This is a genomic window from Ignavibacteriales bacterium (genome assembly GCA_026390815.1).
GTDB lineage: Bacteria > Bacteroidota > Ignavibacteria > Ignavibacteriales > SURF-24 > JAPLFH01.
In genome coordinates this window covers 51,456-76,306 of record JAPLFH010000005.1, presented here as the reverse complement: position 1 = coordinate 76,306, position 24,851 = coordinate 51,456, and the positions used below count along the sequence as shown (strand labels likewise).

General features: G+C 32.5%; 22 protein-coding genes and 3 tRNA genes. 20 read left to right on the top strand and 5 right to left on the bottom strand.

Going from position 1 to position 24,851, the window contains the following annotated elements; genetic code table 11:
• Positions 1-11: 11 nt before the first annotated feature.
• The 4 genes from NTX22_00890 to NTX22_00875 are packed head-to-tail and all read left to right on the top strand — an operon-like array spanning position 12 to position 5,396.
• Complete coding sequence (locus NTX22_00890; GenBank protein ID MCX6149058.1) at positions 12-1,511, top strand: MBOAT family protein; 1,500 nt, start codon at positions 12-14, stop codon at positions 1,509-1,511.
• Positions 1,512-1,523: 12 nt separating this feature from the next.
• Positions 1,524-1,811 carry a hypothetical protein gene (locus tag NTX22_00885; GenBank protein ID MCX6149057.1) on the top strand — a complete coding sequence of 96 codons (288 nt, stop codon included), beginning with the start codon at positions 1,524-1,526 and terminating at the stop codon, positions 1,809-1,811.
• Complete coding sequence (locus tag NTX22_00880) at positions 1,808-4,387, top strand: DNA methyltransferase (GenBank protein MCX6149056.1); 2,580 nt, start codon at positions 1,808-1,810, stop codon at positions 4,385-4,387. Before NTX22_00885 ends, NTX22_00880 begins: the two co-directional genes overlap by 4 nt.
• 13 nt (positions 4,388-4,400) lie before the next feature.
• On the top strand, positions 4,401-5,396 hold the full coding sequence (locus NTX22_00875; protein MCX6149055.1) for a N(4)-(beta-N-acetylglucosaminyl)-L-asparaginase: 996 nt from the start codon (positions 4,401-4,403) through the stop codon (positions 5,394-5,396).
• A 15-nt stretch (positions 5,397-5,411) separates the two neighbouring features.
• Here the strand turns inward: NTX22_00875 and ispE are convergent, their stop codons facing one another.
• Genes ispE through NTX22_00850 form a run of 5 tightly spaced genes read right to left on the bottom strand, consistent with a single transcriptional unit; the run spans position 5,412 to position 10,458 of the window.
• A complete protein-coding gene (ispE, locus tag NTX22_00870; protein MCX6149054.1) occupies positions 5,412-6,251 on the bottom strand; it encodes a 4-(cytidine 5'-diphospho)-2-C-methyl-D-erythritol kinase in 840 nt (279 codons plus the stop codon).
• Positions 6,232-7,125 (bottom strand): homocysteine S-methyltransferase family protein, encoded by an 894-nt coding sequence (locus tag NTX22_00865; protein ID MCX6149053.1) that lies wholly within the window; start codon positions 7,123-7,125, stop codon positions 6,232-6,234. The genes ispE and NTX22_00865 overlap by 20 nt, the downstream gene beginning before the upstream one ends.
• A 39-nt stretch (positions 7,126-7,164) precedes the next feature.
• Positions 7,165-8,304: a lipopolysaccharide heptosyltransferase family protein gene (locus tag NTX22_00860; GenBank protein ID MCX6149052.1), complete on the bottom strand. Its 1,140-nt coding sequence runs from the start codon at positions 8,302-8,304 to the stop codon at positions 7,165-7,167.
• Complete coding sequence (locus NTX22_00855) at positions 8,301-9,356, bottom strand: glycosyltransferase family 9 protein (GenBank protein ID MCX6149051.1); 1,056 nt, start codon at positions 9,354-9,356, stop codon at positions 8,301-8,303. The genes NTX22_00860 and NTX22_00855 overlap by 4 nt, the downstream gene beginning before the upstream one ends.
• The gene (locus NTX22_00850; GenBank protein ID MCX6149050.1) at positions 9,343-10,458 is read right to left on the bottom strand and encodes a glycosyltransferase family 9 protein; all 1,116 of its coding nucleotides are present in this window, start codon (positions 10,456-10,458) and stop codon (positions 9,343-9,345) included. The genes NTX22_00855 and NTX22_00850 overlap by 14 nt, the downstream gene beginning before the upstream one ends.
• 185 nt (positions 10,459-10,643) lie before the next feature.
• Between NTX22_00850 and NTX22_00845 the strand changes: the two genes are divergently transcribed.
• The 16 genes from NTX22_00845 to NTX22_00770 all read left to right on the top strand — a co-directional run bounded on the left by NTX22_00845 (position 10,644) and on the right by NTX22_00770 (position 24,776).
• A tRNA-Ile gene (locus tag NTX22_00845) sits at positions 10,644-10,717 on the top strand.
• 20 nt (positions 10,718-10,737) lie between these two features.
• Positions 10,738-10,823, top strand: a tRNA-Leu gene (locus NTX22_00840).
• 100 nt (positions 10,824-10,923) lie between these two features.
• Positions 10,924-10,997 (top strand) — tRNA-Val (locus NTX22_00835).
• A 122-nt stretch (positions 10,998-11,119) separates the two neighbouring features.
• Positions 11,120-13,042, top strand: coding sequence for a threonine--tRNA ligase (gene thrS, locus NTX22_00830; GenBank protein ID MCX6149049.1), 1,923 nt, complete (start codon positions 11,120-11,122; stop codon positions 13,040-13,042).
• Between the two features lie 18 nt (positions 13,043-13,060).
• Positions 13,061-13,597 carry a translation initiation factor IF-3 gene (infC, locus tag NTX22_00825; GenBank protein MCX6149048.1) on the top strand — a complete coding sequence of 179 codons (537 nt, stop codon included), beginning with the start codon at positions 13,061-13,063 and terminating at the stop codon, positions 13,595-13,597.
• A 15-nt stretch (positions 13,598-13,612) separates the two neighbouring features.
• Positions 13,613-13,804, top strand: a complete 192-nt coding sequence (gene rpmI / locus NTX22_00820) for a 50S ribosomal protein L35 (GenBank protein ID MCX6149047.1) — start codon at positions 13,613-13,615, stop codon at positions 13,802-13,804.
• A gap of 17 nt (positions 13,805-13,821) precedes the next feature.
• On the top strand, positions 13,822-14,169 hold the full coding sequence (gene rplT, locus NTX22_00815; protein ID MCX6149046.1) for a 50S ribosomal protein L20: 348 nt from the start codon (positions 13,822-13,824) through the stop codon (positions 14,167-14,169).
• A 78-nt stretch (positions 14,170-14,247) separates the two neighbouring features.
• Positions 14,248-15,258 carry a phenylalanine--tRNA ligase subunit alpha gene (gene pheS, locus NTX22_00810; GenBank protein ID MCX6149045.1) on the top strand — a complete coding sequence of 337 codons (1,011 nt, stop codon included), beginning with the start codon at positions 14,248-14,250 and terminating at the stop codon, positions 15,256-15,258.
• 16 nt (positions 15,259-15,274) lie between these two features.
• The gene (gene pheT, locus NTX22_00805; GenBank protein ID MCX6149044.1) at positions 15,275-17,680 is read left to right on the top strand and encodes a phenylalanine--tRNA ligase subunit beta; all 2,406 of its coding nucleotides are present in this window, start codon (positions 15,275-15,277) and stop codon (positions 17,678-17,680) included.
• Positions 17,681-17,953, top strand: coding sequence for a hypothetical protein (locus NTX22_00800; GenBank protein ID MCX6149043.1), 273 nt, complete (start codon positions 17,681-17,683; stop codon positions 17,951-17,953).
• A 30-nt stretch (positions 17,954-17,983) separates the two neighbouring features.
• A complete protein-coding gene (locus NTX22_00795; GenBank protein ID MCX6149042.1) occupies positions 17,984-18,280 on the top strand; it encodes a cell division protein ZapA in 297 nt (98 codons plus the stop codon).
• 243 nt (positions 18,281-18,523) lie between these two features.
• Entirely contained in the window at positions 18,524-20,101 is a 1,578-nt protein-coding gene (gene rny / locus NTX22_00790; GenBank protein MCX6149041.1) for a ribonuclease Y, read from the top strand.
• A 104-nt stretch (positions 20,102-20,205) separates the two neighbouring features.
• The gene (coaE, locus tag NTX22_00785; GenBank protein MCX6149040.1) at positions 20,206-20,820 is read left to right on the top strand and encodes a dephospho-CoA kinase; all 615 of its coding nucleotides are present in this window, start codon (positions 20,206-20,208) and stop codon (positions 20,818-20,820) included.
• Complete coding sequence (gene pheA, locus NTX22_00780) at positions 20,817-21,656, top strand: prephenate dehydratase (protein ID MCX6149039.1); 840 nt, start codon at positions 20,817-20,819, stop codon at positions 21,654-21,656. Before coaE ends, pheA begins: the two co-directional genes overlap by 4 nt.
• A 319-nt stretch (positions 21,657-21,975) precedes the next feature.
• Positions 21,976-23,529: a polysaccharide biosynthesis C-terminal domain-containing protein gene (locus NTX22_00775; GenBank protein MCX6149038.1), complete on the top strand. Its 1,554-nt coding sequence runs from the start codon at positions 21,976-21,978 to the stop codon at positions 23,527-23,529.
• An 89-nt stretch (positions 23,530-23,618) separates the two neighbouring features.
• Positions 23,619-24,776: a glycosyltransferase gene (locus NTX22_00770; protein ID MCX6149037.1), complete on the top strand. Its 1,158-nt coding sequence runs from the start codon at positions 23,619-23,621 to the stop codon at positions 24,774-24,776.
• Positions 24,777-24,851: the final 75 nt, after the last annotated feature.

Here is a 24,851-nt window from a genome sequence, read left to right as displayed (position 1 = left end):
GGGTTGATAAAATGTTATTCAATTTCGATATCAGCAAATTCCTAAATCTTTTTGTATACAATCCAAAGGATCCGCTTCTATTTACTACCGGATTGTTCTTGTTCCTTTTTTCATTTGTTCTTCTAATTTTCGTTTTGATACGGAAGAACAAAAATTTACGAGTAGTTTTTCTACTTCTCTTTTCACTCTTTTTTTATTATAAAATCAGCGGATTGTTTTTCCTGTTGCTTATCGGTACAGCCGTAGTAAACTTCCTGCTTGGTAAATGGCTTTTTCTATTCAGCGATACTTTAAAGCGTAGATTGATATTAATCCTGGCTGTTATTGTAAATCTTTTTTTACTTGGCTATTTCAAGTATACAAATTTCTTTATCCAGGTCATTAACGATCTATCCTCTAAAAATATTGATGCACTGGATATTTTAGTTCCAATTGGAATTTCTTTCTATACATTCAAATCACTTAATTACATTTTTGATCTTTATCTTGAAAAGATTGAGCCAGAAACTAACTTCCTTAATTTTGCGCTTTTTGTTTCATTCTTTCCAAACCTTCTTGCAGGACCAATTGACCGTGCTGAGAAATTTCTTCCACAGATTAATAAAGAAGTTTTTATAAGCCGGGAGGATATTGGAAAAGCAATTTTTTTAATCTGCTCTGGATTATTTAAGAAAGCAGTTATTGCCGATTACATCAGCCTGAATTTTGTTGATCGCGTAATGGATGAACCGCTTCGTTTTACTGGTGTAGAAAATTTAATGGCAACTTATGGTTATGCGTTGCAAATCTACTGCGATTTTTCCGGCTATTCTGATATCGCAATTGGACTTGCTCTTTTACTTGGATTCAAATTGATGGACAATTTTAATTCACCATACAAAGCTTCGAGTGTGGCTGAGTTCTGGAGGAGATGGCATATTTCACTTTCATCCTGGCTGCTTGATTATATTTTCAAACCATTGCAATTTAGCTTAAGAAATCTTCGTCTTTTGGGAAACGCTTTAGCTATCCTGATTACATTTGTAGCCTGCGGGCTTTGGCATGGTGCCAACTGGACGTTTATTGTTTGGGGAACGATTCACGGATTATTAATGGCGGTTTCATTCTTCACAAGGAATCCCAGAACTTTCATCTGGAAAAAGCTTGGGCTCTCTAATACAAAAATTCTTCATGTCATTCAAGTATTTATAACTTTCAACTTGATTGCATTCGCCTGGGTATTTTTCAGAGCAGTGTCAATCCAGAGCGCATTAGATGTTTTTAGCCAGATAATAAATTTCTTTCACGAAGAGGTTTTCGTTCAATTTATTCAAGGTTATCCTGTAATCAGCGCGCTAATTTTAGGTGGATTCATTCTACATTTTCTTCCTGCAAAAGTTGAGCTGAAAACGGTTGAACTTATTTCAAAAACCCCGTTGATTGGAAAAGCAATTATATTAGCTTTCTTTATATGGTTGGCTATTCAGGTTAGGTCAGCAGACTTACAGCCATTTATCTATTTTCAGTTTTAGATTAATATTTATATGGAAAAAAAATATTTTCATCCGGGTGGCAAGTTTAGAAGACTTGGTCCATCAGCATGTTCAGAGAAGGAACTTTTAACAATAATAATAAATGCTGGAACTAAAAACCTTACTGCAGAAAAAATTGCAGAAAGAATTTTGGATAAATATGGAAATATTTATAATATTTCTGGTAAGACTTTGAAAGAGCTTATGGAAATAGAAGGAATTGGACCAATTAAAGCTACGCAGTTGGCTGCCATGTTTGAACTGACTAAAAGAATATTAAGGCATATTGAATCAGAATGAATATTAAGAAGAAAGAATTTGAACAATTAGTACCACAATTAAAAATAAGTGGCATCAAACACCTTAATAGACAAATACCTCCGCAAGCACACACACCGATGTATAATTTCCACAAATATTGGTCAAGAAAAACCTGGAATGTTGTAGGTGAATTTATTGAAACTTATTGTCCACCGAATGGAATTGTTTTAGATCCTTTTGGAGGCAGCGGCGTTACTGCTATTGAAGCATTAAAAAGAGGACGGAAGGTTATAACCGCAGATATTTCACCAATTGCAACTGAGTTAATACGTCTTACTATCAAACAATTAGATGCACCAAAACTAAAAGCTGCGTATGAACGAATTGAAAAACAAGTTAAAGATAAAATTCTAAAATTATATAAAACAGAATGCAGGAACTGTGGATCCGAAATATTTTTTGATTGCGCAATTTTGGAAAAGGACAAGTATAAAGAAATACGATATAAGAATTGTCCTGATTGCAATGATGAAAGAAGGGAAAATACAAAGCTAATTGATTTTGATTTAGAGATAATTAGAAAGATTGACCGACATAAGATAAAAGAGTGGTATCCTGATAATCGATTATACCATACAAACGGTAAACCATTTAAAGAAAAACAACAATATGAATCTATCGACCAACTTTTCACTAAAAGAAATCTTTATGCTCTTGCAATTTTAATGGTTGCTATTGAAAACGAAAGTGACAAAGTATTGAGAGATTTTTTAAAGATTGCTTTTTCCTCGATGGTCCACCTTTGTTCACGTATGAATCCAATATCAGAAGCCGGACATTTTACACCATTTAGTTCTGCATGGACACAGCATAGTTATTGGTACCCTTCAGGACCTTATATGGAACAAAATGTTTGGTATAAATTTGAAAGTGCAATATGGGGGCACCAGGGTTTAGTAAAAGCTAAAGAAGAATCAAACAAGTATTTTAAGAATATCAAATTCGCTAATCGCTTCCAGGAAGTAATTGATGGTGACTCAGATATTTTTATTTATTGTGGTTCCTGCATTGATTTAATGAAGGAAATGTCCGAACAATATTTTGAAAGTGGTTGTGTCGATTACATATTTACTGACCCACCTTATGATTCATCAATCCAATACGGAGAACTTTCCTACTTATGGATTACCTGGTTAAAAATGGATAAAGGTTATTTAGAAAAAATTGCCTTAGACGAAATAATTCACAGTGAAAGGCAAGATAAAAATTTTGAAGTATATCATTCGTTACTTAGAAATAGTTTTGAAAGAATGTATGATGTATTAAAACCAGAAAACTATGTTACGGTTACTTTTCATAACCCAACTTTTAAAGTAAGGAACGCAACCATTCGGGCATCTGTTTTAGCTGGGTTTGAGCTGCAAAAAATACATCATCAAGAATTAGCAAGACCATCGGCAAAATCGTTGCTGCAACCATTTGGATCTGCTCAGGGCGATTTCTATTTAAGATTTTATAAACCTGTTTTACGTGAAAGAGAGAGTGAATCTGAATCTATTGATGAGTTAAGATTTGAAAAAATAGTCATAGATACTACAATAAAAATTCTTGCAGAACGTGGCGAACCAACTCCGTATACTATTATTATTAATGCAATTGATCCTGAACTTGCAAAGAGAGGTTTTTTCTCTGAACTTAATACCGGTTCGGATATTAAAACTGTTCTTGAAAAAAAAATAGATGATACTTTTATTTTAGTAAATGCTAAAATGGGGCAAGCTACTGGTAAGCTCTGGTGGTTTAAAAATCCTAAGCTTGTTCCTCACCTTGAAAAAATACCGTTAACTGATAGAGTTGAAAAAACTGTTTTGGCAAAATTACAGCAGAAAGGGAAAGTAACTTTCACAGATATTTGGGAAGCTGTAAGTATTTCATTCCCGAATTCCTTAACTTCAGATCAAACAAGTATAAAGGAAGCATTAGAAGTATACGCTAAGCCAATGCAACAAGGATATTGGTTAATAAAACCTGGATTCAAACCTGGAGTGGTTGAGAAAGAACATACTTCCGTGTTAGCCATCTTAGCCGAAATTGGACAGGAAGCTGGTTATTCAATTTATATTGGCAAGAATGAGCAAAATCATCAAATAGATTCTGTTCACTTAAAAAAAACCGGCAAGTTGAATCAATATGTTAATTATCAAACTATTTTCAAGCTGGAAAATATCCAGAATCCAGATATTGTTGACGATGTGGATTTATTGTGGATTCGAGACAATAAGATTGAGTACCTATTTGAAGTAGAATGCACTACCTCAATGACGAGCGCATTACAACGTGGATCTAACGTTTCCAACGAAATAAAAAAAGTAATGCTCATTCCTATAGATAGAGAAAAACAGTTTAATCAAAAAATGAAATCACCAATGTTTTATAATAGTTTTACAAATGAAAATTGGAATACAGTTTTGTTTGATGTTTTATATAATAATTGGTTTAAATTTAGAAGTAAAGTGATTATTGACGATTTGTTTAATAAAGTATCCACAACAACTTTAACAGACAAAATCATAAAAAATATTGTTAAAGAACCCGAACCCGATTTTTTTGAATAATAAAAAATTTAACTTGAATACGCGACGAAAATTTATATTTAATTCATTGATTGCCACAGCAGGAATTGCTACTGGAATTAATTTAGGGAAATCAAGAAGTAAAGAAATAATTGCTGGCTCCTTTTCAAAGAATTTAGAATTTGAAAAACCAGTAATAATATCCACGTGGCAACATGGGCTTGCCGCTAACCAAGAAGCCTGGAAAGTTATAAGTAAAAGAGGAAGAGCTCTGGACGCTGTTGAAAAAGGAGTGATGGTAACAGAAGCTGATCCGAAAATAACCAGTGTTGGATATGGTGGTTTTCCAGATCGGGATGGTCATGTTACTCTTGATGCTTGTATAATGGATGAAGAAGGGAATGCAGGTTCGGTTGCTTGTCTTGAAAATATTATGCATCCAATTTCCGTAGCCAGGTTGGTGATGGAAAAAACTCCACACGTTATGCTGGTTGGTGATGGAGCTTTACAATTCGCTTTGGCTAATGGATTTAAGAAACAAAATCTTCTCACCAAGGAATCCAAAGCTGAGTGGCTAAAATGGTTACAAGAAAATAAATACAAACCATTTAAAACAAATAAGGATAATCACGATACCATTGGAATGATAGCCTTAGATAAAAACGGGAATTTATCCGGTGCTTGTACAACAAGTGGATTAGCATTTAAATATCATGGAAGAGTGGGGGACTCACCAATTATTGGTGCAGGACTTTATATTGATAACGATATTGGTGGAGCAGCAGCAACCGGTTTAGGTGAAGCAGTTATTAAAACGGTTGGAAGTTTTTTGGTTGTTGAAAGTATGAGGAATGGAAAATCTCCGATGGAAGCTTGCAAAATTGCTTGTGAAAGAATTATCAAGAAAGTAAAGAATTTTGATAGTCAAGTTGGATTTATTGCATTAAATAAGAATGGTGAAATCGGCGGTTACTCGGTTAGCGGTGGATTTCAATATGCTGTTTATAAAAATGATATGAATAAATTAATCAATTCGGAATCACTTCGATAACAGCGCTTACCTAATTTAATCTTCAGAATAACTAATAAATGTAAAATAATGTGATGGGAATTTTTCTTTAGCCAGCATTGCATCTTGTAAATTGTTGAACAATCCGAATACTGTTGAACCACTTCCAGTCATAATTGAAAAATTAGCACGCGATTGATATAGAATTTCTTTTATATTTTCAACTTCCGGATAGAAATTAAAAACGTAATCTTCAAAATCATTTTTAACGTTTTTAATTAAGAATCCTGGATCAGAAATCTGAGACTTATTGATCTTGCCTAAATTGAATCCTGCAAGCTTAGAATGGATATTCCCATAAGCTTCTTTGGTTGAAATGTGTATTCCAGGATTTACTAAAAGAATTGCTGAAGAAATTTCAAAATCGATAACAGACAATTTTTCACCACGCCCTTCTGCAAATGACGGTTTAGGTTTGATAAAAAATGGAACATCGGAACCCAATTCAAGTGCAAATTTCCTCAGTGTTTCTAATTCAAAATTTAGTTTGAACATTTCATTTAAGGAAAGTAAAGTTGCCGCTGCATCAGAACTGCCACCTCCTAAACCTGCTCCAATCGGAATTTTTTTATTCAATTCAATTTTAACATTAAAAATCTTTTTAGCTTCTGTTTCTAATATTTCTTTAGCTTTAATGATAAGATTATGCTTGTTCTCCAATTCTTTATCATTTGATATGAATTCAAATCTATCAGCTTTCGTAAAAAACAATTCGTCATACAGATCATTTATGGGATAAAAAATAGTTTCAATGTTATGAAAGCCATCTGATCGTTTTGAGGTTACAAACAAACCAAAATTAATTTTGGCAGGAGCTTTAATTTCCACGTAATTCATCAAAGTAATTCTTTATAAGTTTAGTATGATTTGGATTAGAGCCACAACAGGAGCCAACAAAACTTGGTTTGAATGGGAGAAGTTTTTTTACAACTTCCAGATATTCCAATTCATTAACTCCACAAACAATTTGTTCGTCTTCATAATTTCCGCTGCCGCAATTTAAGTAAAAGCCCCAATTAATATTATCAGGAATTTTATCAACAATTTGCAGAAAGATTTTTGGTGTAATGCAATTAAAACCAATCGCTAGCGGTTTATAAGTAGTTATAAATTCAATTGTAGAAAATATATCTTCACCAGAAAGTAATTTGAAATCATTTGTAAAGAAAAGGCTCAAGATAAAATCAATTTGATTCTTACTGCAAATTTCACAGATGATTTTTATTTCATCAAAATGACTTTGTGTTTCGTTTAGAATAAAATCGCCACCAAACTCTTTCAACAATGAAATATGTTGTTGATGATTTTCCTGAAGTTCAAGAATAGGAATTGTTCTTTCAATTTGGTAACAATCTTCCGCTGGTGCATTGGAACCTGCCATTAAAATTGGCAAGTTACCTTTTACTTCTTTAGCAATTTGAACACTGGCTTCCACTAAATTTTGGGGAGTAAAACTTTTTTTAGATTTTGACACTGCAGCAGGATTTGTTCTAAACGTGTTGGTAGTAATTATGTCAGCCCCTGAATCAATATATTCTTTATGAATCCGACGAACTGCTTCAGGATGTTCAACATTAGCAAGACTAGCCCAGAGTGGATCATTTGATAAAAATCCTTTTTGCTGTAATAAACTTCCCATCGCGCCATCTAAAATCAGCGGTCTGCCAATTTTTTTTGCCCAGCTTAATATGTTGAAGTTGTTTAATCTCATTCTTCAATGGAAAGTTCAAATTTCTAAATCAAATAAAGTTTACTGGATTTTGTTTAGCAATTTCTTATTGGAATAATTTAGAACTTCTTCTTCAATTTTTTTCAAATCAATCATTTGGATACATTCAAGATTATAAGGACATTTCTTTTTCCAGCAAGGTGAGCAAAACAAATCCTCATTATAAAGTTTTATACCACGATTATATAAATCAATTTCAGCCCAGCAGCTAACTCCAAACCAAACAATCACATATTTTTTTAATGCAATTGCCAGATGCATTCCAAATGAATCTCCTGTGATAACAACATCAGCTAAATTTTCGAAACAAGCACCTTTTCTAATTCCCAAATTTGTTGGTGTATTAATAATTCTTCCTTCAAACCGCGAATATATCTCAGCATTTCGTTTTTCATCTTCGGGTCCGCCAAGTAAAACGATTTTAATTTTATTGTAAGAAAGTAAGTTTTCAATTAGTGAAATATGTTGTTGAATTGTCATCTTTTTATTTGGGTAAAGGAGGGAACAACCGGTGTTAAATCCAACCACAAAATCATTTTTATCAATTCCAACCGACGTCTTGTATTCCTCTATGAATTTTACTTCTTCCTCATCAAAATAAAAAACATAATCATCGCGCTTGTAGTCAAGTTCAAAAGTTTCCGCCAAATATTCCTGCCCTGTTCTTTTATTCAATTTAAATTTTAGATTATCATCCATTCCTAACTGATAATTATATTCAGCACCTTCATTAAAAGGAATAATTTTTCCGTCTTCATTTATTCCAAATCCAAGCTTAGCTTTAGCTTTTACAGAATTAGCAAGTGCACCAGAACGCTGAGATTTATCAACATTCATTACAATATCAAATTCCATTTGAGAAAGAATAGATATGGATTCGAAATTATATGGAAAAACTTTATCAACAAATGGAATATTAAAAAGCAGGGGAGCAGTGATTGGAAGCGTAATCCACCAAATTGTTGATTCAGGAAACTTTCTTTTTATTGCTTTAAGTTGAGCGGTTGTCATCAAAATGTCGCCCATTGCATCAAGGTTAATAATTAAAATTTTGGTACCGACCGATATCATATCTTTACAACCATTCTCCCAGCAATTGTGGTCTGGATAGCAAGGTTTATAACCAGAGAACTTTTTACATTTTGGAATTTCTTTTTTCATATTAAATGCTTTTCTAAAAATGGCTGGAATTTTTTAATTACTTCATCATATTCTACTTTGGCAAGTGTTGGTTGAGTTGTAATGTTGCAATCAAAATCTGATTTATATGGTGACCATATCATATCATCGGTTTTATAGTTAACATATAAGCCAAAAACAGGAACACTAAACGCAGAAGCGATATGAATAGCTGAAGTATCAGGTGTGAACAACAGATCTAATTCAGAAATCATTGCTGCAAACCCATCGAATGATGGCGTGTATAAATTTTTTTGCTTCTCATTCAAAATTTTTAATGCTAATTTAATGTCGCGGGTTGTGGATAAAATTACATAATGTAAATCATAACCTGACAGGAATTTAATTAAATTTTGGAACCGCTCAACTCCCCAAAATCTTGCATCGCTTCCTGCAGAAATATTTATTCCTACCAGGAATTTATTTGTTAGACCTTTTCTTTTGAGGATGTTTTTAACTTTACCTTGTGATTCGGCTTTGGGGAAATAATGAACATTAACATTTGCCCGGTTATAATTTATATTAAAAAGTTTCGTCAATTCCAGAGTTCTGTCAATTATGTGAGTTTTTGTAGGTTCCAATCTGTCAGTTGTTTTTGTATAAACAGCTTCATTTTCTTTTTGCAATCCAAAAATATTTTTACAACTACTGAAAGCTAAAAGAAAGGAAACTGTAGTTGAAACATCATCATGCAGATCCACAATTGCATCAAATTGCTCAGCCTTTATCATTCTAATCGTTTCCAGAAAACCTTGTAATCCTTTTTCAAAAATTATTACTTTATCGATTGATGGATTATTTGTAAATACAAAATGATTTTTATTATCAGCAAGCAAATAGATTTTACATTTTAAATGGTCCTTAACTACTTTTAAAAGTGGTGTTACAACTAAAGCATCACCAATTCGGTTCAATCTAATGAATAATATTTTAGAATTAGAATTAAAACTGTATGAATCTTTCTTATTCCTCGTTTTGAATAAAAGTAATACTCGCAGCAAAAAATTTTTCAGAAGTATTTCAATTTTTTTCATTTATCACCAACTTTATTTCATTCTTTTTGATCAAAGAATCAATCTTTATCATAATTCTTTCGATTGGCAACTCTAAAAAGCATTCATGTTTCCGCGGACAAACACGCAAATCGCAACCAATGCAATCCAATTCATCAAGTCTAACCCATTCGTGCATTTCTCCATATGGTCCCTGAAGCTTTGGATTAGTAGGTCCGTGCACACTAAGAACCGGAGTTTTAAGTGCCACACCAATATGCATTGGACCACTGTCATTTGCAATTAGTATTTTGCAATTGGAAATAAGTGCTCCCATTTTTCTGATATCAGTAAGTGGTGCAACAATAATTTCATTTGTCATTAATCTTTCAATTTCAATCGCTTCGTTTTTATCGCCTGGTCCCCAGAGAAGTAGAATCTTAGCAGAATATTTATTAACCAAAGCATCACCAATTTCAGCAAATTTTATTGGATCGGATTTTTTGGATTGCCAACCTCCACTCGGACTTATTCCAATTACAAGGTCATTTGGTTGGAATTTTTCTTCAAAAAAGTTTCTTGAAAATTCAATATCATCTTTTGTTAAGCCAAAAAACATTTCAGAATGGTTGCAAGTTAATCCAATCTTATTCAACATTTCCAAATGAAGTGCAGCAGAGTGAAATTTGTTCCTTTCGCTTGGTCCAAAAAGATTATAAGCATAGGCTCTGCCACGGTATGGGAATCCGACTCGGTACCTGGCACCACTGAAAAAGGTAACTAAAGCTGTTCTTGGATTAGAATAGAAATCAAATACCAAATCGTATTTTCTTTTCCTAACTAATTTGATGGTGGAAATTGAATCCAGAACTGAGTTATTTCCAAATAGAAGAACTTCATTAATAAATGGAAGCGGTTCCAATAATGGTTTACTTGGAAATTCTGTTAAATAATCAATTTTACTACCTGGAAAATTTTCAAGAAGATTATTAAAAACAATTGATGATAGAATAACGTCACCAATTCCACGGGGTTTTATACACAGTATTTTTTTAACTTCGTCTTTATCAATTACCATATCGAAAAATAGATAAAAATGAATAGTGAGGCAAGGTGACTGGAGAGTATTTAAGAAAGCGTTCATGATTGGAATTAGACATTTTCCCGGAAAAGGAATTAAGTGAATAATGATAGCTATTTTTAATTTAGTTTTTGATGTGTTTTATCCATAATTATGGCATAGCAAAAACAATTTAAGTTTTCTAATTAATAAACTGTAAGATTTATTGCAAAAATTAAGTTTTTATGTTATTTTTACTATCCAATTTTGGGCTCGTAGCTCAGTTGGTTAGAGCAGCTGACTCATAATCAGCGGGTCGGAGGTTCAAGTCCTTCCGAGCCCACTTTTGAAGTGTTCTTTGTCGCCGGGGTGGCGGAATTGGTAGACGCACAGGACTTAAAATCCTGTGGGAATTTATTCCCGTGCCGGTTCGAGTCCGGCCCTCGGTACAATTATGGATTAGGATTCTTAACTCATTTATCTTTTTGCTAAGTGGGTTAACTTACTCTTTACTTCAACTCTGAGACAAGAGAGAGAATCACTTGTAAGGGGTTCTTAGCTCAGTTGGTTAGAGCGTCTGCTTGACGTGCAGAAGGTCATAGGTTCGAATCCTATAGAACCCACACACGGATTTGGTTGATGACACAAAATAGAGTCATCTTTCTTTTTTAGAAAAGCCCGGATTAAATATCTTTTTGAGTTAAATAGCTGTTCGGAGTATTCTCCGTTTTTTTTTATAAAGATTATGGATAAATTAAAAATAAGTTTTCCTGATGGAAGCATTAAAGAATTTGATAATGGAGTTACTCCATTCCAAATTGCTACATCAATTTCTAATAGATTAGCAGAAGAAACACTTGTTGCAGAAGTTGATGGGAATATCAAAGATTTAAACTTTCCTTTGGAACAAGATTGTAAGATTAAATTGCTAACCTTTAATGATGAAAAAGGTAAAGAAGCTTACTGGCATTCTACTTCACATCTGATGGCTCACGCAGTTCAATCGATTTATCCTGAAGCTAAATTTGGTGTTGGTCCTGCTATTGATGCAGGATTCTATTATGATATTGATATCAACTCTCAATTGGTTGACGATGATCTTAGAAAAATTGAAAAAAGAATGATGGAACTGACGCAGCAAAATAATTCTTTCACACGAAAAGAGCTTAGAAAGAATGAAGCTGTTGAATTCTTCAAAACGAAAGGGGATAATTACAAATTAGAAATTCTTGACGGTCTTGATGATAAAGCTGATGTAATAAGTATTTACCAGGAAGGAGAATTTACAGATCTTTGCACCGGTCCGCATCTTCCTTCAACGGGAAAGATAAAATATGTTAGATTACTAACAGTTTCTGGTTCCTATTGGCGCGGTGATGAACATAATAAGCAGCTTCAAAGAATTTATGGAATCTCTTTCCCCAAAAAGAAAATGCTTGATGATTATCTTGTTTTTCTAGAAGAAGCAAAGAAACGAGATCATCGTAAGGTTGGTAAGGAGTTAGATTTATTTAGTACCCATGAAGAAGCCGGTGCAGGTTTAATTTACTGGCATCCCAAAGGTGCAAGGATAAGGTTGGATATTGAAAATTTCTGGAGAGAAGCTCACTTAGATAATGGTTATGAAATTTTATATACGCCTCATATTGGCAAAAGTTGGTTGTGGGAAACAAGTGGACATCTGGGCTTCTTCAAAGAGAATATGTATTCTCCAATGTCTATTGATGATCAGGATTATTATATCAAACCAATGAATTGTCCTTTTCATATAATGATATATAAAACTCATCTTCGATCATACCGTGATTTACCTTTAAGATGGGCTGAATTAGGAACAGTTTACCGATATGAAAAGAGTGGTGTGCTTCATGGTTTACTTCGTGTTAGAGGATTTACACAAGATGATGCTCATATTTTTTGCGCTCAGGAACAGATAGAAGATGAAATAATTGAAGTATTGCGATTTTGTATGTCGATATGGCGATCTTTTGGTTTTAATGAAATGAATTTTTATGTATCTACAAGACCAGAAAAAGTTAGCGGTAATGATGAATTGTGGGAAAAAGCAACGGATTCTTTAAAAACTGCATTAGAAAAAGAAGGCTTAAAGTATAAAATTGATGAAGGCGGTGGAGCATTCTACGGTCCTAAAATAGATATTAAAATAAAAGACGCATTGAATCGTGAATGGCAAATGAGTACTATTCAATTCGATTTTAATATGCCGGAAAGATTCGATATGAAATATATTGGGGAAGATGGAAAAGAACATCGCCCATTTATGGTTCATCGTGCTTTGCTTGGTTCTTTGGAAAGATTTATGGGAGTATTGATAGAACATTATGGTGGAGCATTCCCGCTTTGGTTAGCTCCTGTTCAGGTGGCTGTTTTACCAATATCTCAAAACTTCTTTGATGGTGCAAAGAAAATTGCAGATGACCTAAAAAAATTACATATTAAAGCTGTTGTTGATGAAAGAAATGAAAAGATTGGATATAAAATTAGAGATTGGGAAACAAAGAAAATTCCATATATGCTTATTGTTGGAGAAAAGGAATTAAGTTCCAATACTGTATCAGTTCGTCAGCATACTAAAGGTGATATTGGCAGTTTAGTGCTTGCAGATTTTACAAGTAAACTGCAAGAAGAAATAAAGAATAAATTGTAAAACAACAAAGAGGATAACATTACCCAAAAACCTAAACATCGAATTAATGAAGAAATAAAAGTATCGAGAGCCAGAGTAATTGATACGGATGGAACACAGCGAGGAATATTTTTAATCAAAGATGCGCTTAGACTTGCAGAAGAACGCGGTGCAGATTTAGTAGAAATTGCACCACAAGCAGACCCACCTGTGTGTAAAATAATCAATTACGGAAAGTTTGTTTACGAATTACAGAAGAAAGAAAAAATTCAGAAAAAAAATCAGGTAGTATCAATACTAAAGGAAATAAGATTGCATCCAAATACCGATACACACGATTTTGAATTTAAAGCCAGGCACGCAAGAAATTTTATTGAAGAGGGAAATAAGGTAAAAGTATCGGTAATTTTCAAAGGAAGAGAATTAGCCTATACAGATCAGGGCGCAAATTTATTAAAAGAATTTGTAGCCAAGCTCGAAGATGTTGCAAAGATGGAATTTGAAATTAAGTTCGAAGGAAAAGCGATGAACACAATATTAGTTCCGTCTAAATTTAAAACGAAAAAGAAAAACTAAAGCAGGTAGAATAAAATGCCAAAGATGAAAAGCAATCGCGGTGCAGCAAAAACATTCCGCAAAACCGCATCTGGTAAAGTAAAGAGAAGTAAGGCTTATAAAAGTCACATACTTACTTCAAAATCTCGCAAGAGAAAAAGAGGATTAAGAAAATCCACGTTAGTTTCTAAAGTAGAAACTAAAAATGTTTTAATAATGATTCAATAATGATAAGAGGATAAATTATGCCACGCGCTAAGAATAAAGTAGCCTCGCGTACAAGACGAAAAAAACTTCTTGGCATGGCAAAAGGCTATTGGGGTGCTCGCAGTAAAGTATATACTGTTGCAAAGCATCATGTAGAAAAAGCCCTTTTGCATGCTTACAGAGATAGAAAAACTAAAAAGAGAACATTCAGACAGCTTTGGATTGTTAGAATTAATGCTGCCGCAAGATTGAATGGTACTAATTATTCAAAACTAATTCATGCACTTGCAGATAAAGGTGTAGCAATTAACAGAAAAGTTTTAGCAAGTCTTGCTGTTGATAATCCAGCAGCATTCACTGAAATTGTAAAATTTAGTCTCAACTAATTTTTATTACCCTCTTAAAGAATTTTGACATTTTGCTGGATTTAAGAGGGTAATTTATTTTTTGTAAAAGCAATGGATATGCTACAAACAATTCGTGAAACTGAAAAAAACTTCTTGGCTGATATTTCCTTAATAAATGATGTTAAGAAGCTGGAGGAAATCCGGCTAAAATACCTTAGCCGCAAAGGAATCCTTTCTACACTTTTTGAAAACCTTAAAAAAGTTTCTAAAGAAGAAAAACCATTGGTAGGAAAAGAACTGAATCTTCTACGCAATTCTGTCCAATCTAAATTTGAAGAAATAAAGAACAGAGTCGAATCTCTTTCTAATCAAAAAAAACAAGCTATTGATTTAACTCTTCCTGGTCGTGAAATTAAAATTGGTTCAAAGCATATACTATCTCAAACACTTGAAGAAATTAAATCAATCTTTAAGGGATTAGGATTTTCCGTTTCAGAAGGTCCCGAACTGGAATCTGATTACAATAATTTTGGAGCATTAAATTTTCCTGCAGATCATCCGGCAAGAGATATGCAGGACACGTTTTTTGTTTCTAAGGATTTCTTATTAAGAACTCATACATCGCCCGTTCAAATAAGAGTGATGAATAATCAACAGCCACCAGTACGTACTATAATGCCAGGAAAATGTTATCGGAATGAGGCTATTAGCACGCGTAGTTATTGCCTGTTTCATCAGGTAGAAGGACTTTATGTTGATAAGGACGTTACTTTTGCTGAATTAAAAGGAACACTTGTAGCTTTCGCACATCAATTCTATGGAGCAGGACTGAAGTATCGCTTCCGTCCAAGTTTCTTTCCATTTACAGAGCCAAGCGCTGAAATGGATATTACCTGTTTTTTGTGTAAAGGGAAAGGATGCAGAGTTTGTAAAAATTCTGGCTGGCTGGAAATTCTTGGTTGCGGTATGGTTGATCCAAATGTTTTTAAAGCAGTTGGTTACGATTCTGAAAAATATACCGGCTATGCATTTGGAATGGGAATAGAAAGAACAGGAATGCTTAAATATGGATTGAACGACATTCGTGTTTATTTTGAAAACGATCTTAGGTTCTTAAAACAATTTTAAATCCGGAGAATTAAGATTGAAGATTTCACTTAACTGGTTAAAAGATTACATTGATTTGGATGACATTCATGCAAATGAAATTGCTGAACGATTAACTAATTCGGGTTTGGAAGTAGAAGACGTTGAATGTCAAGGAAAGCAATTTGAAAATTTTGTAGTCGGATTGGTTAAAGAAAAAAAGAAACATCCAAATGCAGATAAACTTTCGGTTTGTTTAGTTTCCACTGGTGATGAAGAATATAATGTTGTGTGTGGTGCTCCAAATATTGAAGCTGGACAAAAAATTGTTTTCGCTAAAATTGGCGCCGTTGTTCCGGATGGACAATTCAAAATAGAAAAGACTAAAATCCGTGGTGAAGTATCTTTTGGGATGATTTGTTCTGCAAAAGAATTAGGTTTAAATGATGATCATTCTGGAATTTTGGTTCTTGATTCTGATTTAAAAATTGGTTCGCCCTTAGCTGAAGCATTAGGATTGAATGATGTGATTTTTGAAATTGGGGTTACACCAAATCGCCCCGATGCGTTAAACCATATTGGAGTTGCAAGAGATTTAGCTGCTATATTCAACCGTCAATTAAAAATTCCAACTATTGAAATAAAAGAATCATTAGAGAAAACTGAAGATGCTGCTTCAATCGAAATATTAAATACAATAGATTGCCCTCGGTACACTGCTAAAGTTGTTAAAAATATTACAATAAAAGAATCTCCAACCTGGTTGAAGAAAAAATTAACTAACATCGGACTCCGCCCGATAAACAACGTTGTTGATGTAACAAATTTTGTTCTTCACGAAATCGGTCAACCGCTTCACGCTTTCGATCTGGATAAATTATCAGGTAAAAAAATTGTTGTTAAAAATGCTTTAGAAGGTGAAGTATTCATTTCTCTTGATTCGAAAGAGCGCAAACTTAAATCAAACAACCTCATGATTTGTGACGCAGTGCGCTCAATAGCAATAGCCGGTGTTATGGGTGGTGAAAATTCTGAAGTTACAATTGAGACAAAAAATGTTTTAATTGAAAGCGCTTATTTCAATCCATCATCAATCAGAAAAACTTCCAAATCACTTCAACTTTCAACTGATGCATCATACCGGTTTGAAAGAGGGACTGATCCCAATATTACTTTGTATGCCGCAAACCGTGCAGCTCAATTAATTTCTGAACTTGGTGGAGGAGAAATTTTATCCGGCGCATTAGATGTTTACTCTGAAGAAATTAGTAAAAAAGAGATTGAATTAAGGTTTTCCCGGATAACAAAAGTACTTGGCTTTTCAATTTCTAAGGAAGATGTAAAACAGAATTTGAATAATTTAGGATTGACCATTGTTCAAGAAACTGAAGATGCTATTAAAGTAGTGGTCCCAACTTTTCGACCAGATATTGAACGCGAAATAGATTTGATAGAAGAAGTTGCCCGCATTTATGGATACGATAAAATTCCTGTAGTTGAAAGAATTGCTGTTACACTCGATCAAAAAGAAGATGTTTCTGATTACAAGGACATTCTTAGAAACAGCGCTATTTCTCTCGGCTTTAATGAAATAATTACTAATTCACTTCAGCCAATAGAAGTTGCGTCCATAGTTGGCAATCCTGTTGAAGTACTCAATCCTGATAGTATGGATATGGCAAATTTAAGAACTTCATTACTACAGGGTGGGTTAATATCCATTGCTAAGAATATTAATGTTGGGGAAAGTAATCTTAAAGTTTTTGAAATTGGAAATATTTTTATTAAAATATCCAGTGCAGAGATAAAAAGTTTTAATGATTTTGCAGAATTGGAAAAAATTTCCTTTATTATTACCGGGAAAGAAACTGAGACTACGTGGTTTCAGAAAGAACGGGATGTTGATTTATTCGATTTGAAAGGGATTGTTAATAGCTTCCTTAATAAAATTTGTCTTGACAATGTTTTGGAGGATTCCTATTATCTTGATGAAAATTTAGTTTTTGAGTACAATTTTACCAAAAGCTATAAAAATAAGGTTATTGGATCTGGCGGTTCTATTAAAAAAGAACTTCTTAAAAAATTTGACATCGAACAGGAAGTATATTGGTTTGAGTTTGATATTAATCTGCTTAAAAATATTCCGGCTAAGCAGAAAAGTTTTGTTGAGTTACTTAAATATCCTAAAGTATTCCGTGATTGTGCATTTATTTTAGGTAAACAAATTTCCTGTAAAGAAGTAATCGATGCAATTTATAAAGGAAGTTCTAAACTTCTTAAAAACGTTAAATTATTTGATATCTTTGAAAGCGAAAGTTTTGGTATCGACAAAAAGAGCATGGCTTTTTCTCTGGAATACTTTGATGAGTTAAGAACATTAAAGGATGAGGAAGTTGAGAACCAGTTTTCTAAGATGACAGAATTTGTACAAAAAGAATTTAATGCAGAATTTAGAGGAATCTGATTGACCGAATTATTAAAATTTGATATTATATTAGATGAGCTCACTTCACTTGAGAGACAGGTTATTAGCCTTACTCAAAAGAATAAAGAGTTGAGTTATGATAATTCAAGGTTGTCAGTTAAAATAAATGAACTGGAAGAACAGATTCGATCCTTATATAAAGAAAATGATATTTTAGTAAATAGTAATTCACTTAACTTAAAGGAGAGAGAAGAGTTAAAGCAGAAAATTAATGAGCTTGTAAGTAAAATTGATTATCATTTACGCTCTTAAACATTTTGTTTGTATGATGGAAAAGATATAATGAACAACAAGAAGAAGCTTAAATTAACGATATTTGATAGAGAGTATTCACTATTAGTAGATAACGAAGATATTGCTACTGAATTAGCAGGTTACGTAAATAGAGTTATGAATGAAACTAAGGAAGAATTACCAGATCAGTCAATTCAAACCATAGCTATCATTGCATCATTAAATATTGCATACGATTTATTTGTTGAAAAAAGTAAAAATAAGGAATTCAGTAATTTAGCTTTAGATAAGATAAAAAAGATCAAGCTTCTTCTAAACGAATCTAATATATCAGTCCCATCATAATAATTATTTAATTGCCGCCTGTCAGTTTAATTATATGAAGAACTAACTCTTTCATTATAGGGTTATTGACTCACGGCGTGTATTGCAGGCCTCAATCCCGGCTTTGTCGGGACTTTCGATTATCGAAACAGTGGAAGCGAAAAACGTTCGGGCGATTTCCCGCATTAAATTATCAGGGTTCTTCCTGTTAATTTGGGCTGGCAGAGCGGCTTATTTTGATAAATTCTGATTTATGGAGGTATTATGGATCTGTTAAAGATGGACTTGTTGCTTTTAATACCGATGATTGCCATAATCGTTGTTGTTGTTTTCTACTTGGGATGGGTTTTAAATTCTAAAGTAGGTAAAAAAAGCCTTTTTTCGGCTGATGTAAAAGCCAAACAAATTATTGTTGATGCAGAAAAAGAAGCCAATAATATTAAAAGAGAAAAACTGCTTGAAGTAAAAGATGAATGGTTAAAGAAAAAGCAAGATTTCGATACTGAAATTAATGCTAAAAAGCAAAAGGTTCAGAGTTATGAAAAACAACTTTCGATTAGAGAAGATAGCATTGAAAAAAAGTATGAAATAGTTCTTAAAAAAGAAAAAGAAACTAAACAGCTCGAAAAGGATATTACAGTTCAAAAACTTTCTATCGATACAAAAGTTAGTGAATTAGATAAGCTGATTTACGAGCAGAATATTCGGCTTGAACGCACTGCGGGATTAACTTCCGAAGAAGCGAAAAAAATGTTATCAGAAAATATGCTTAACCAGGCAAGAGTAGATGCAGCACAGTATGTTAAGGAAATTAGAGACCAGGCAAAACAGGACGCAAAAAAAGAAGCACAAAAAGTAATAGTTCAGGCTATTCAAAGGACTGCAATTGATCATTCTGTTGAAACTACGGTTTCTGTTGTTCAGGTACAAAATGAAGAAATGAAAGGGCGCATCATTGGACGTGAAGGAAGAAATATCCGTGCGTTTGAAGCTGCTACCGGCGTAGATGTAATTGTTGATGATACACCTGAGGCAGTAATCCTTTCGGCTTTCGACCAGTTTAGAAGAGAAGTTGCCAGAATATCGCTGGAAAAATTAATTGCTGATGGCAGAATTCATCCCGCAAGAATCGAAGAGGTTGTGCAAAAAACCCGTGAGGAACTAGAAGAGGAAATCCAAAAAGAAGGTGAAAATACTTTTATTCAGCTTGGATTGCATGGAGCACACGCAGAGATTATTAAGCACGTTGGTAGAATGAAATATCGTTCCAGCTATGGGCAAAATTTACTTCAGCATAGTATTGAGGTTGCTTACCTTACAGGCATTTTAGCTGCCGAGATTGGAATAGATACAACTTTAGCAAAGCGTGCTGGATTATTACACGATATTGGAAAAACGATTGATAGAAGTGTTGAAGGACCGCATGCTTTGCTTGGATATGAATTAGCGAAGAAATATAAAGAACATCATATAGTTGTAAATGCAATCGGCAGCCATCACGAAGATATTGAAATGGAACACCCAATCGCTGCATTGGTTCAAGCAGCAGATGCAATCAGCGGCGCCAGACCAGGTGCAAGGAGAGAGCCACTTGAGAGTTATGTTAAGAGATTAGAGAATTTAGAAAATCTCGCTAAATCATTTGAAGGCGTTGCTAAGACTTTTGCCATCCAGGCGGGAAGAGAAATTAGAGTTATTGTTGAACAGGATAGAATTGATGATACTGATGCTGATAAATTAGCAAATGATATTGCTACAAAAATTCAACAAGATTTGGAATATCCGGGACAAATAAAGGTTACGGTTATCCGTGAAGTAAGAAAAATTGCATACGCCAGGTAATGTATAGAAAATGGAGCCGGAAAAAATTTACATCCCGGCTTTCGTTTTCTGGATTCTGACTACTGAAAGAATTATCTTGCCATTCAATATTGAGTGGCTTTTTTATGAACAAAAGAAAATTGAAAATTGCAATAACCGGTGGCATTGGATCTGGTAAATCAGAATTCTGTAATTACCTTAAAGAAGCTGGCTTTACCGTTCTTGGTGCTGACGATATTGCAAAAAGTCTTCTGTCAACACATCCCAAAATCAGATCAAAAATAATTTCTGCCTTCGGTGTAAAATCATATTTAAATTCCCAACCAAATATTAAGTATTTATCAGAAGAAGTTTTTTCCGATTCAAATAAAGTAAAAAGAATTAATGCCATTATTCATCCAGAAGTAATTGATAATATTAAATTACAAATGAAAATGATTTTAAGGGAATCAACAATTGTGTTTGTTGAAGCCGCACTTATTTATGAAGCTGAAATGGAAGAATTATTTGATTACATTATTGTAATCACAGCAGAAGATGAAAAGAAGATTCAAAGAATTAAAAACCGTAGTAAAGTTTCTGAAGATGAAATTAAAAGACGGATGGAAAATCAAATTCCAGATGAAGAAAAAATTAACTGGGCGGATTTTGTTTTTGAAAATAATGGCAGTCTTGAAGAACTAAAAGATAAAGCAAAATTCTTTCTTACACTTTTGCAATCAATAGGAGTAGAAAATTGAAAACTATAGCTTATCAAGGTGAGACGGGGGCATATAGTGAGTTGGCTGCTAAGAAATTTTTCGGCGATAAAATTTATTTATCCCCATCATTAACTTTTGAAATTGTTTTTAATAAAGTAAAGAATGGTGAAGCCGATTTTGGAGTTGTTCCTGTAGAGAACAGTTTGTATGGAAGTGTTTTTGAAACCTATGATCTTTTACTACAACATACTTTTAAAATTGTTGGTGAATTAAATCTACAAATTAATCATTTCCTGATGAGTCATAAAAAATATAAAGTTAATCAGTTGAAAAAAATCTATTCTCATCCGCAGGCGCTTGGACAATGCTCAAATTTTCTTAGATCATTAAAAACCACTGAAATCTTTCCGGTTTATGATACTGCAGGTGCAGCTAAAATAATTTCTATTCAAAAGGAAGACTTTGCTGCCGCAGTTGCGAGCAAATTTGCTGCTGAAGAATACAGATTAAAAATAATTAAAGGACATATTCAAAATAATAAAGAGAATTTTACACGATTTCTGGTGATAGCAAAAAAGAAGATAACTTCTGGAAAAGGTGGTGAAGATTTCAAAACTTCAATTTGTTTTGAATTGAAGAGTATTCCAGGTGCATTGTTCAGAGCACTAAGCGTGTTTGCTTTACGGGATATTAATCTTGCTAAAATTGAATCCAGACCAATTCCTCACAAAGCATTTCAGTACATGTTTTATATCGATTTGATAGGAAGTCTTAGCGATAGGAAAGTTAAACTTGCAGTTAATCATCTTAAGGAAATATCTAAAAGTGTAAAAATATTTGGATCTTACGATGTTGGGGAAACGTATTTGAGTTAATAAAGTCTTTACTCTCAACCAACTTCGAGCAACTTTGTACCTGCTTGGTGAAATCCGTTTAACAAAATCCAACCACAAAGTATCTCAAAGAAATATTTGAATCTTTATAATTGTGTAAATACAAGAATTATTAACCTGGTGAGTTGCTGAAGCGAGTTAAGGAACTGTCATTACTCTGGTTCAATTAATTTTCTTTATAGTTATACTTTATTCCAATTATTCTTTGTAAAACTTAAATAATAAATGTATTTATGGTATAAAAATATTAAAGGAGTTAATGCTTTACAATTGTTATCTAAATATTAAAATATATAACTGATTGAAAAATAAATTTACATCAACTGTTGCTGGTGCAACAATATTTATCACAATAACGGGAATTATTTCCAAGGGTATCGGCTTTTTCCGGGAAATGATTTTTGCAAGTTTATTTGGCTTAAGTGAAGAATTTGATATTTATCTTGTTGGTGCAGTAATACCGTTAACAATTAATACGATAATATTATACTTAGCTCAAAACTATCTAATCCCAACTTATAATAATTTAAAGAGGCATGAGACGGCATTTGATGATAATTTTTTAAATGTTAATTATTATTTATTTGTTGGAGGCGGGTTTTTTATAGCTGTTTTACTTTATCTTTTTTCAAATAGTATTCTTAACGCTTATTTACCAGGCATTCAGAATGAAAAATTAAATACCGTAAAAATTATCTTTAATATTTTTTTAATTACGATCCCAATTAATTGTGCCTCTTCAATATTATCTGCTTACCAACAATTACATTTTGATTTTAAACATCCCGCATATTCGCAGTTACTATTAAATATTTCGCTGATTATTTTGATTATTATTTTTACAGATACTTTTGGCGTCTATATAATACCGGTTGGATATGTTTTTGGTTCCATTTTGCAATTATTATATCTTCATAAGCGAACATCTATCAGTTTTAAAATTGCCAAATTTTATCTTTTATTTAAAGAATATAGAAAGTTTATTCCAAATACTTTGATAGTAATTATAATTATTGAAAGTACAAGTCAACTTTTCTTAATCGCCGATAGATATTTTTATTCTTATATTCCGAAGGGTGGTATTGCTGCATTAAATTATGCACAAACCATTTATCTTATTCCAATTTCAATTTTAGCCATCGCTTTATCTACAGCCATATTTCCTCAATTGGCAAATTATATTAGTCAAAAATTAACTGATGACCTTGAAAGAATATTGAATAAAAGCATTATGATTAACGTGGCTATTTTTGTCCCCATAACTTTTATCTTTCTTTTTTATGGCGATTATTTTGTTAAAATATTATTCGAAAGAGGTAAATTTACCACCACCGATACTTTGCTTGTTAAAGAGGTATTATTTTATTTTTCATTTAGTTTAATTTTTTATTCAGTTTATAGCGTTATTAATAAAGTTCTTTACAGCGTTGGTCTTATACATAAATTATTGTATATCACCATTTTTGGAGTAATAATTAAATTTATATTGAATTATTTTCTTGTCCACAGATATGGACAAAACGGACTAGCTTTGGGTACATCATTTAGTTATTTATTCTTTTTTATTGTAAGCACTTTCTTAGTAATAAAATATTTTAAGTTTAAGAATAAGTATGTTTTTATAAAAGAAGTTTTCTTTCAACTTACTAATGCAGCAATATCTATAACAATTGTAAAATATTTGTCAATAATTTTACCACCAGGAATGGCAACAATCCCTTTTGAAATTATGTTTTATTTGTTCATTTATACAGTAAATATTTTTATAATTAAACATCCCGCACAAATTATTTTACATAAAATGATATATTCTTTAATAAGAAGAATTCAATCCAAGAGAATTATTAGCGAATGATAAATAAAAGTGATTGAACAATTAAAGAAATAAATGCTAAACATTTCTTGTTGATAAAAAATTTAACTTACGTAACAAAGAGAATTGGTTTGGACAGAAGAACAAGATTATTAATAATTTCAGATCCTACATCATATCACACTATTAAATGGGTTAAGTCATTAGCAAAATTCAATTTTGAGATATTGATATTTGGCTTATCAAAACATCAACCAGAGATTTATGAAGGACTTGATAATATTAATGTTGTTTCAATGGAATTTAATGATGAAATATTTACAAAAAGTGATGGTGCGTTTTCTAAAATTATTTATCTCAAATCTCTTAAAAAACTGAAACAAGTTATAATAAAGTTCAAACCAGATATTTTACATTCGCATTATGCTACTAGTTACGGTTTGTTAGGTGCATTAACAGGTTTTCATCCATATATTATTTCTGTTTGGGGATCTGACGTCTATGAATTTCCTCATAAGAGTTTTCTTCATAAACTATTATTAAAATGGATTTTTTTTAGAGCAGATAAAATACTTTCAACCAGTCATGTAATGGGTAAAGAAATTAAAAATTATAGCAAAAGAGAAATTGAAGTAATTCCGTTTGGTATTGATGTTGAGAAATTCAAGCCAATGGAAGTTAATAGTTATTTTAATAAAAATGATATTGTTGTAGGGACAATAAAAGCATTGGAAGAAATATATGGTATAGAACATTTAATCAGGGCATTTAAAATAGTGAAAGATAGATGTCCTGAATTACCATTAAAGTTGTTGCTTGTTGGAAAAGGATCAATGGAAAGTTCGTACAGAGAATTAATTACAAAATTAAATCTTGATAATTGTACTATGTTTACCGGTTATATAAATCCAGATGATATTCCGATTTATCATAATATGATCGATATTTTTGTTGCAGTATCACTTAAGGAAAGTTTTGGTGTTTCTATTTTAGAAGCTTCCGCCTGCGAAAAAATTGTGTTGGTGTCTGATGTTGGAGGGTTAACTGAAATAGTTGAAAATAATGTAACTGGTTTAATAGTCCCGGCAGCCAATGTTCAAAAAATTGCCTATGCTTTGCAAAGCATAATTCTACACAGGGATTTAAGCATACGGCTCGGGAAAAATGGAAGGGAAAGAGTGTTAGCAAAATATAATTTGAATGAAACTGTTGAATTAATGAAAAATATGTATAAAAAATTAATAGCCGAATTTCAAATTGATCTGAGAAACGGTTATAATGACAATTGAAAATTAAAATTGATTATTGTAATGAGAAATATCATAATTATTTTAACTATGATTAAAACCCAAATACTGACTAAT

Coding starts and splice junctions, on each gene's coding strand:
- NTX22_00890 (MCX6149058.1), top strand. CDS start 12: ATGTTATTCAATTTCGATATCAGCAAATTCCTAAATCTTTTTGTATAC.
- NTX22_00885 (MCX6149057.1), top strand. CDS start 1,524: ATGGAAAAAAAATATTTTCATCCGGGTGGCAAGTTTAGAAGACTTGGT.
- NTX22_00880 (MCX6149056.1), top strand. CDS start 1,808: ATGAATATTAAGAAGAAAGAATTTGAACAATTAGTACCACAATTAAAA.
- ispE (MCX6149054.1), bottom strand. CDS start 6,251: ATGAATTACGTGGAAATTAAAGCTCCTGCCAAAATTAATTTTGGTTTG.
- NTX22_00865 (MCX6149053.1), bottom strand. CDS start 7,125: ATGAGATTAAACAACTTCAACATATTAAGCTGGGCAAAAAAAATTGGC.
- NTX22_00860 (MCX6149052.1), bottom strand. CDS start 8,304: ATGAAAAAAGAAATTCCAAAATGTAAAAAGTTCTCTGGTTATAAACCT.
- NTX22_00855 (MCX6149051.1), bottom strand. CDS start 9,356: ATGAAAAAAATTGAAATACTTCTGAAAAATTTTTTGCTGCGAGTATTA.
- NTX22_00850 (MCX6149050.1), bottom strand. CDS start 10,458: ATGAACGCTTTCTTAAATACTCTCCAGTCACCTTGCCTCACTATTCAT.
- thrS (MCX6149049.1), top strand. CDS start 11,120: ATGGATAAATTAAAAATAAGTTTTCCTGATGGAAGCATTAAAGAATTT.
- rpmI (MCX6149047.1), top strand. CDS start 13,613: ATGCCAAAGATGAAAAGCAATCGCGGTGCAGCAAAAACATTCCGCAAA.
- rplT (MCX6149046.1), top strand. CDS start 13,822: ATGCCACGCGCTAAGAATAAAGTAGCCTCGCGTACAAGACGAAAAAAA.
- pheS (MCX6149045.1), top strand. CDS start 14,248: ATGCTACAAACAATTCGTGAAACTGAAAAAAACTTCTTGGCTGATATT.
- NTX22_00795 (MCX6149042.1), top strand. CDS start 17,984: ATGAACAACAAGAAGAAGCTTAAATTAACGATATTTGATAGAGAGTAT.
- rny (MCX6149041.1), top strand. CDS start 18,524: ATGGATCTGTTAAAGATGGACTTGTTGCTTTTAATACCGATGATTGCC.
- coaE (MCX6149040.1), top strand. CDS start 20,206: ATGAACAAAAGAAAATTGAAAATTGCAATAACCGGTGGCATTGGATCT.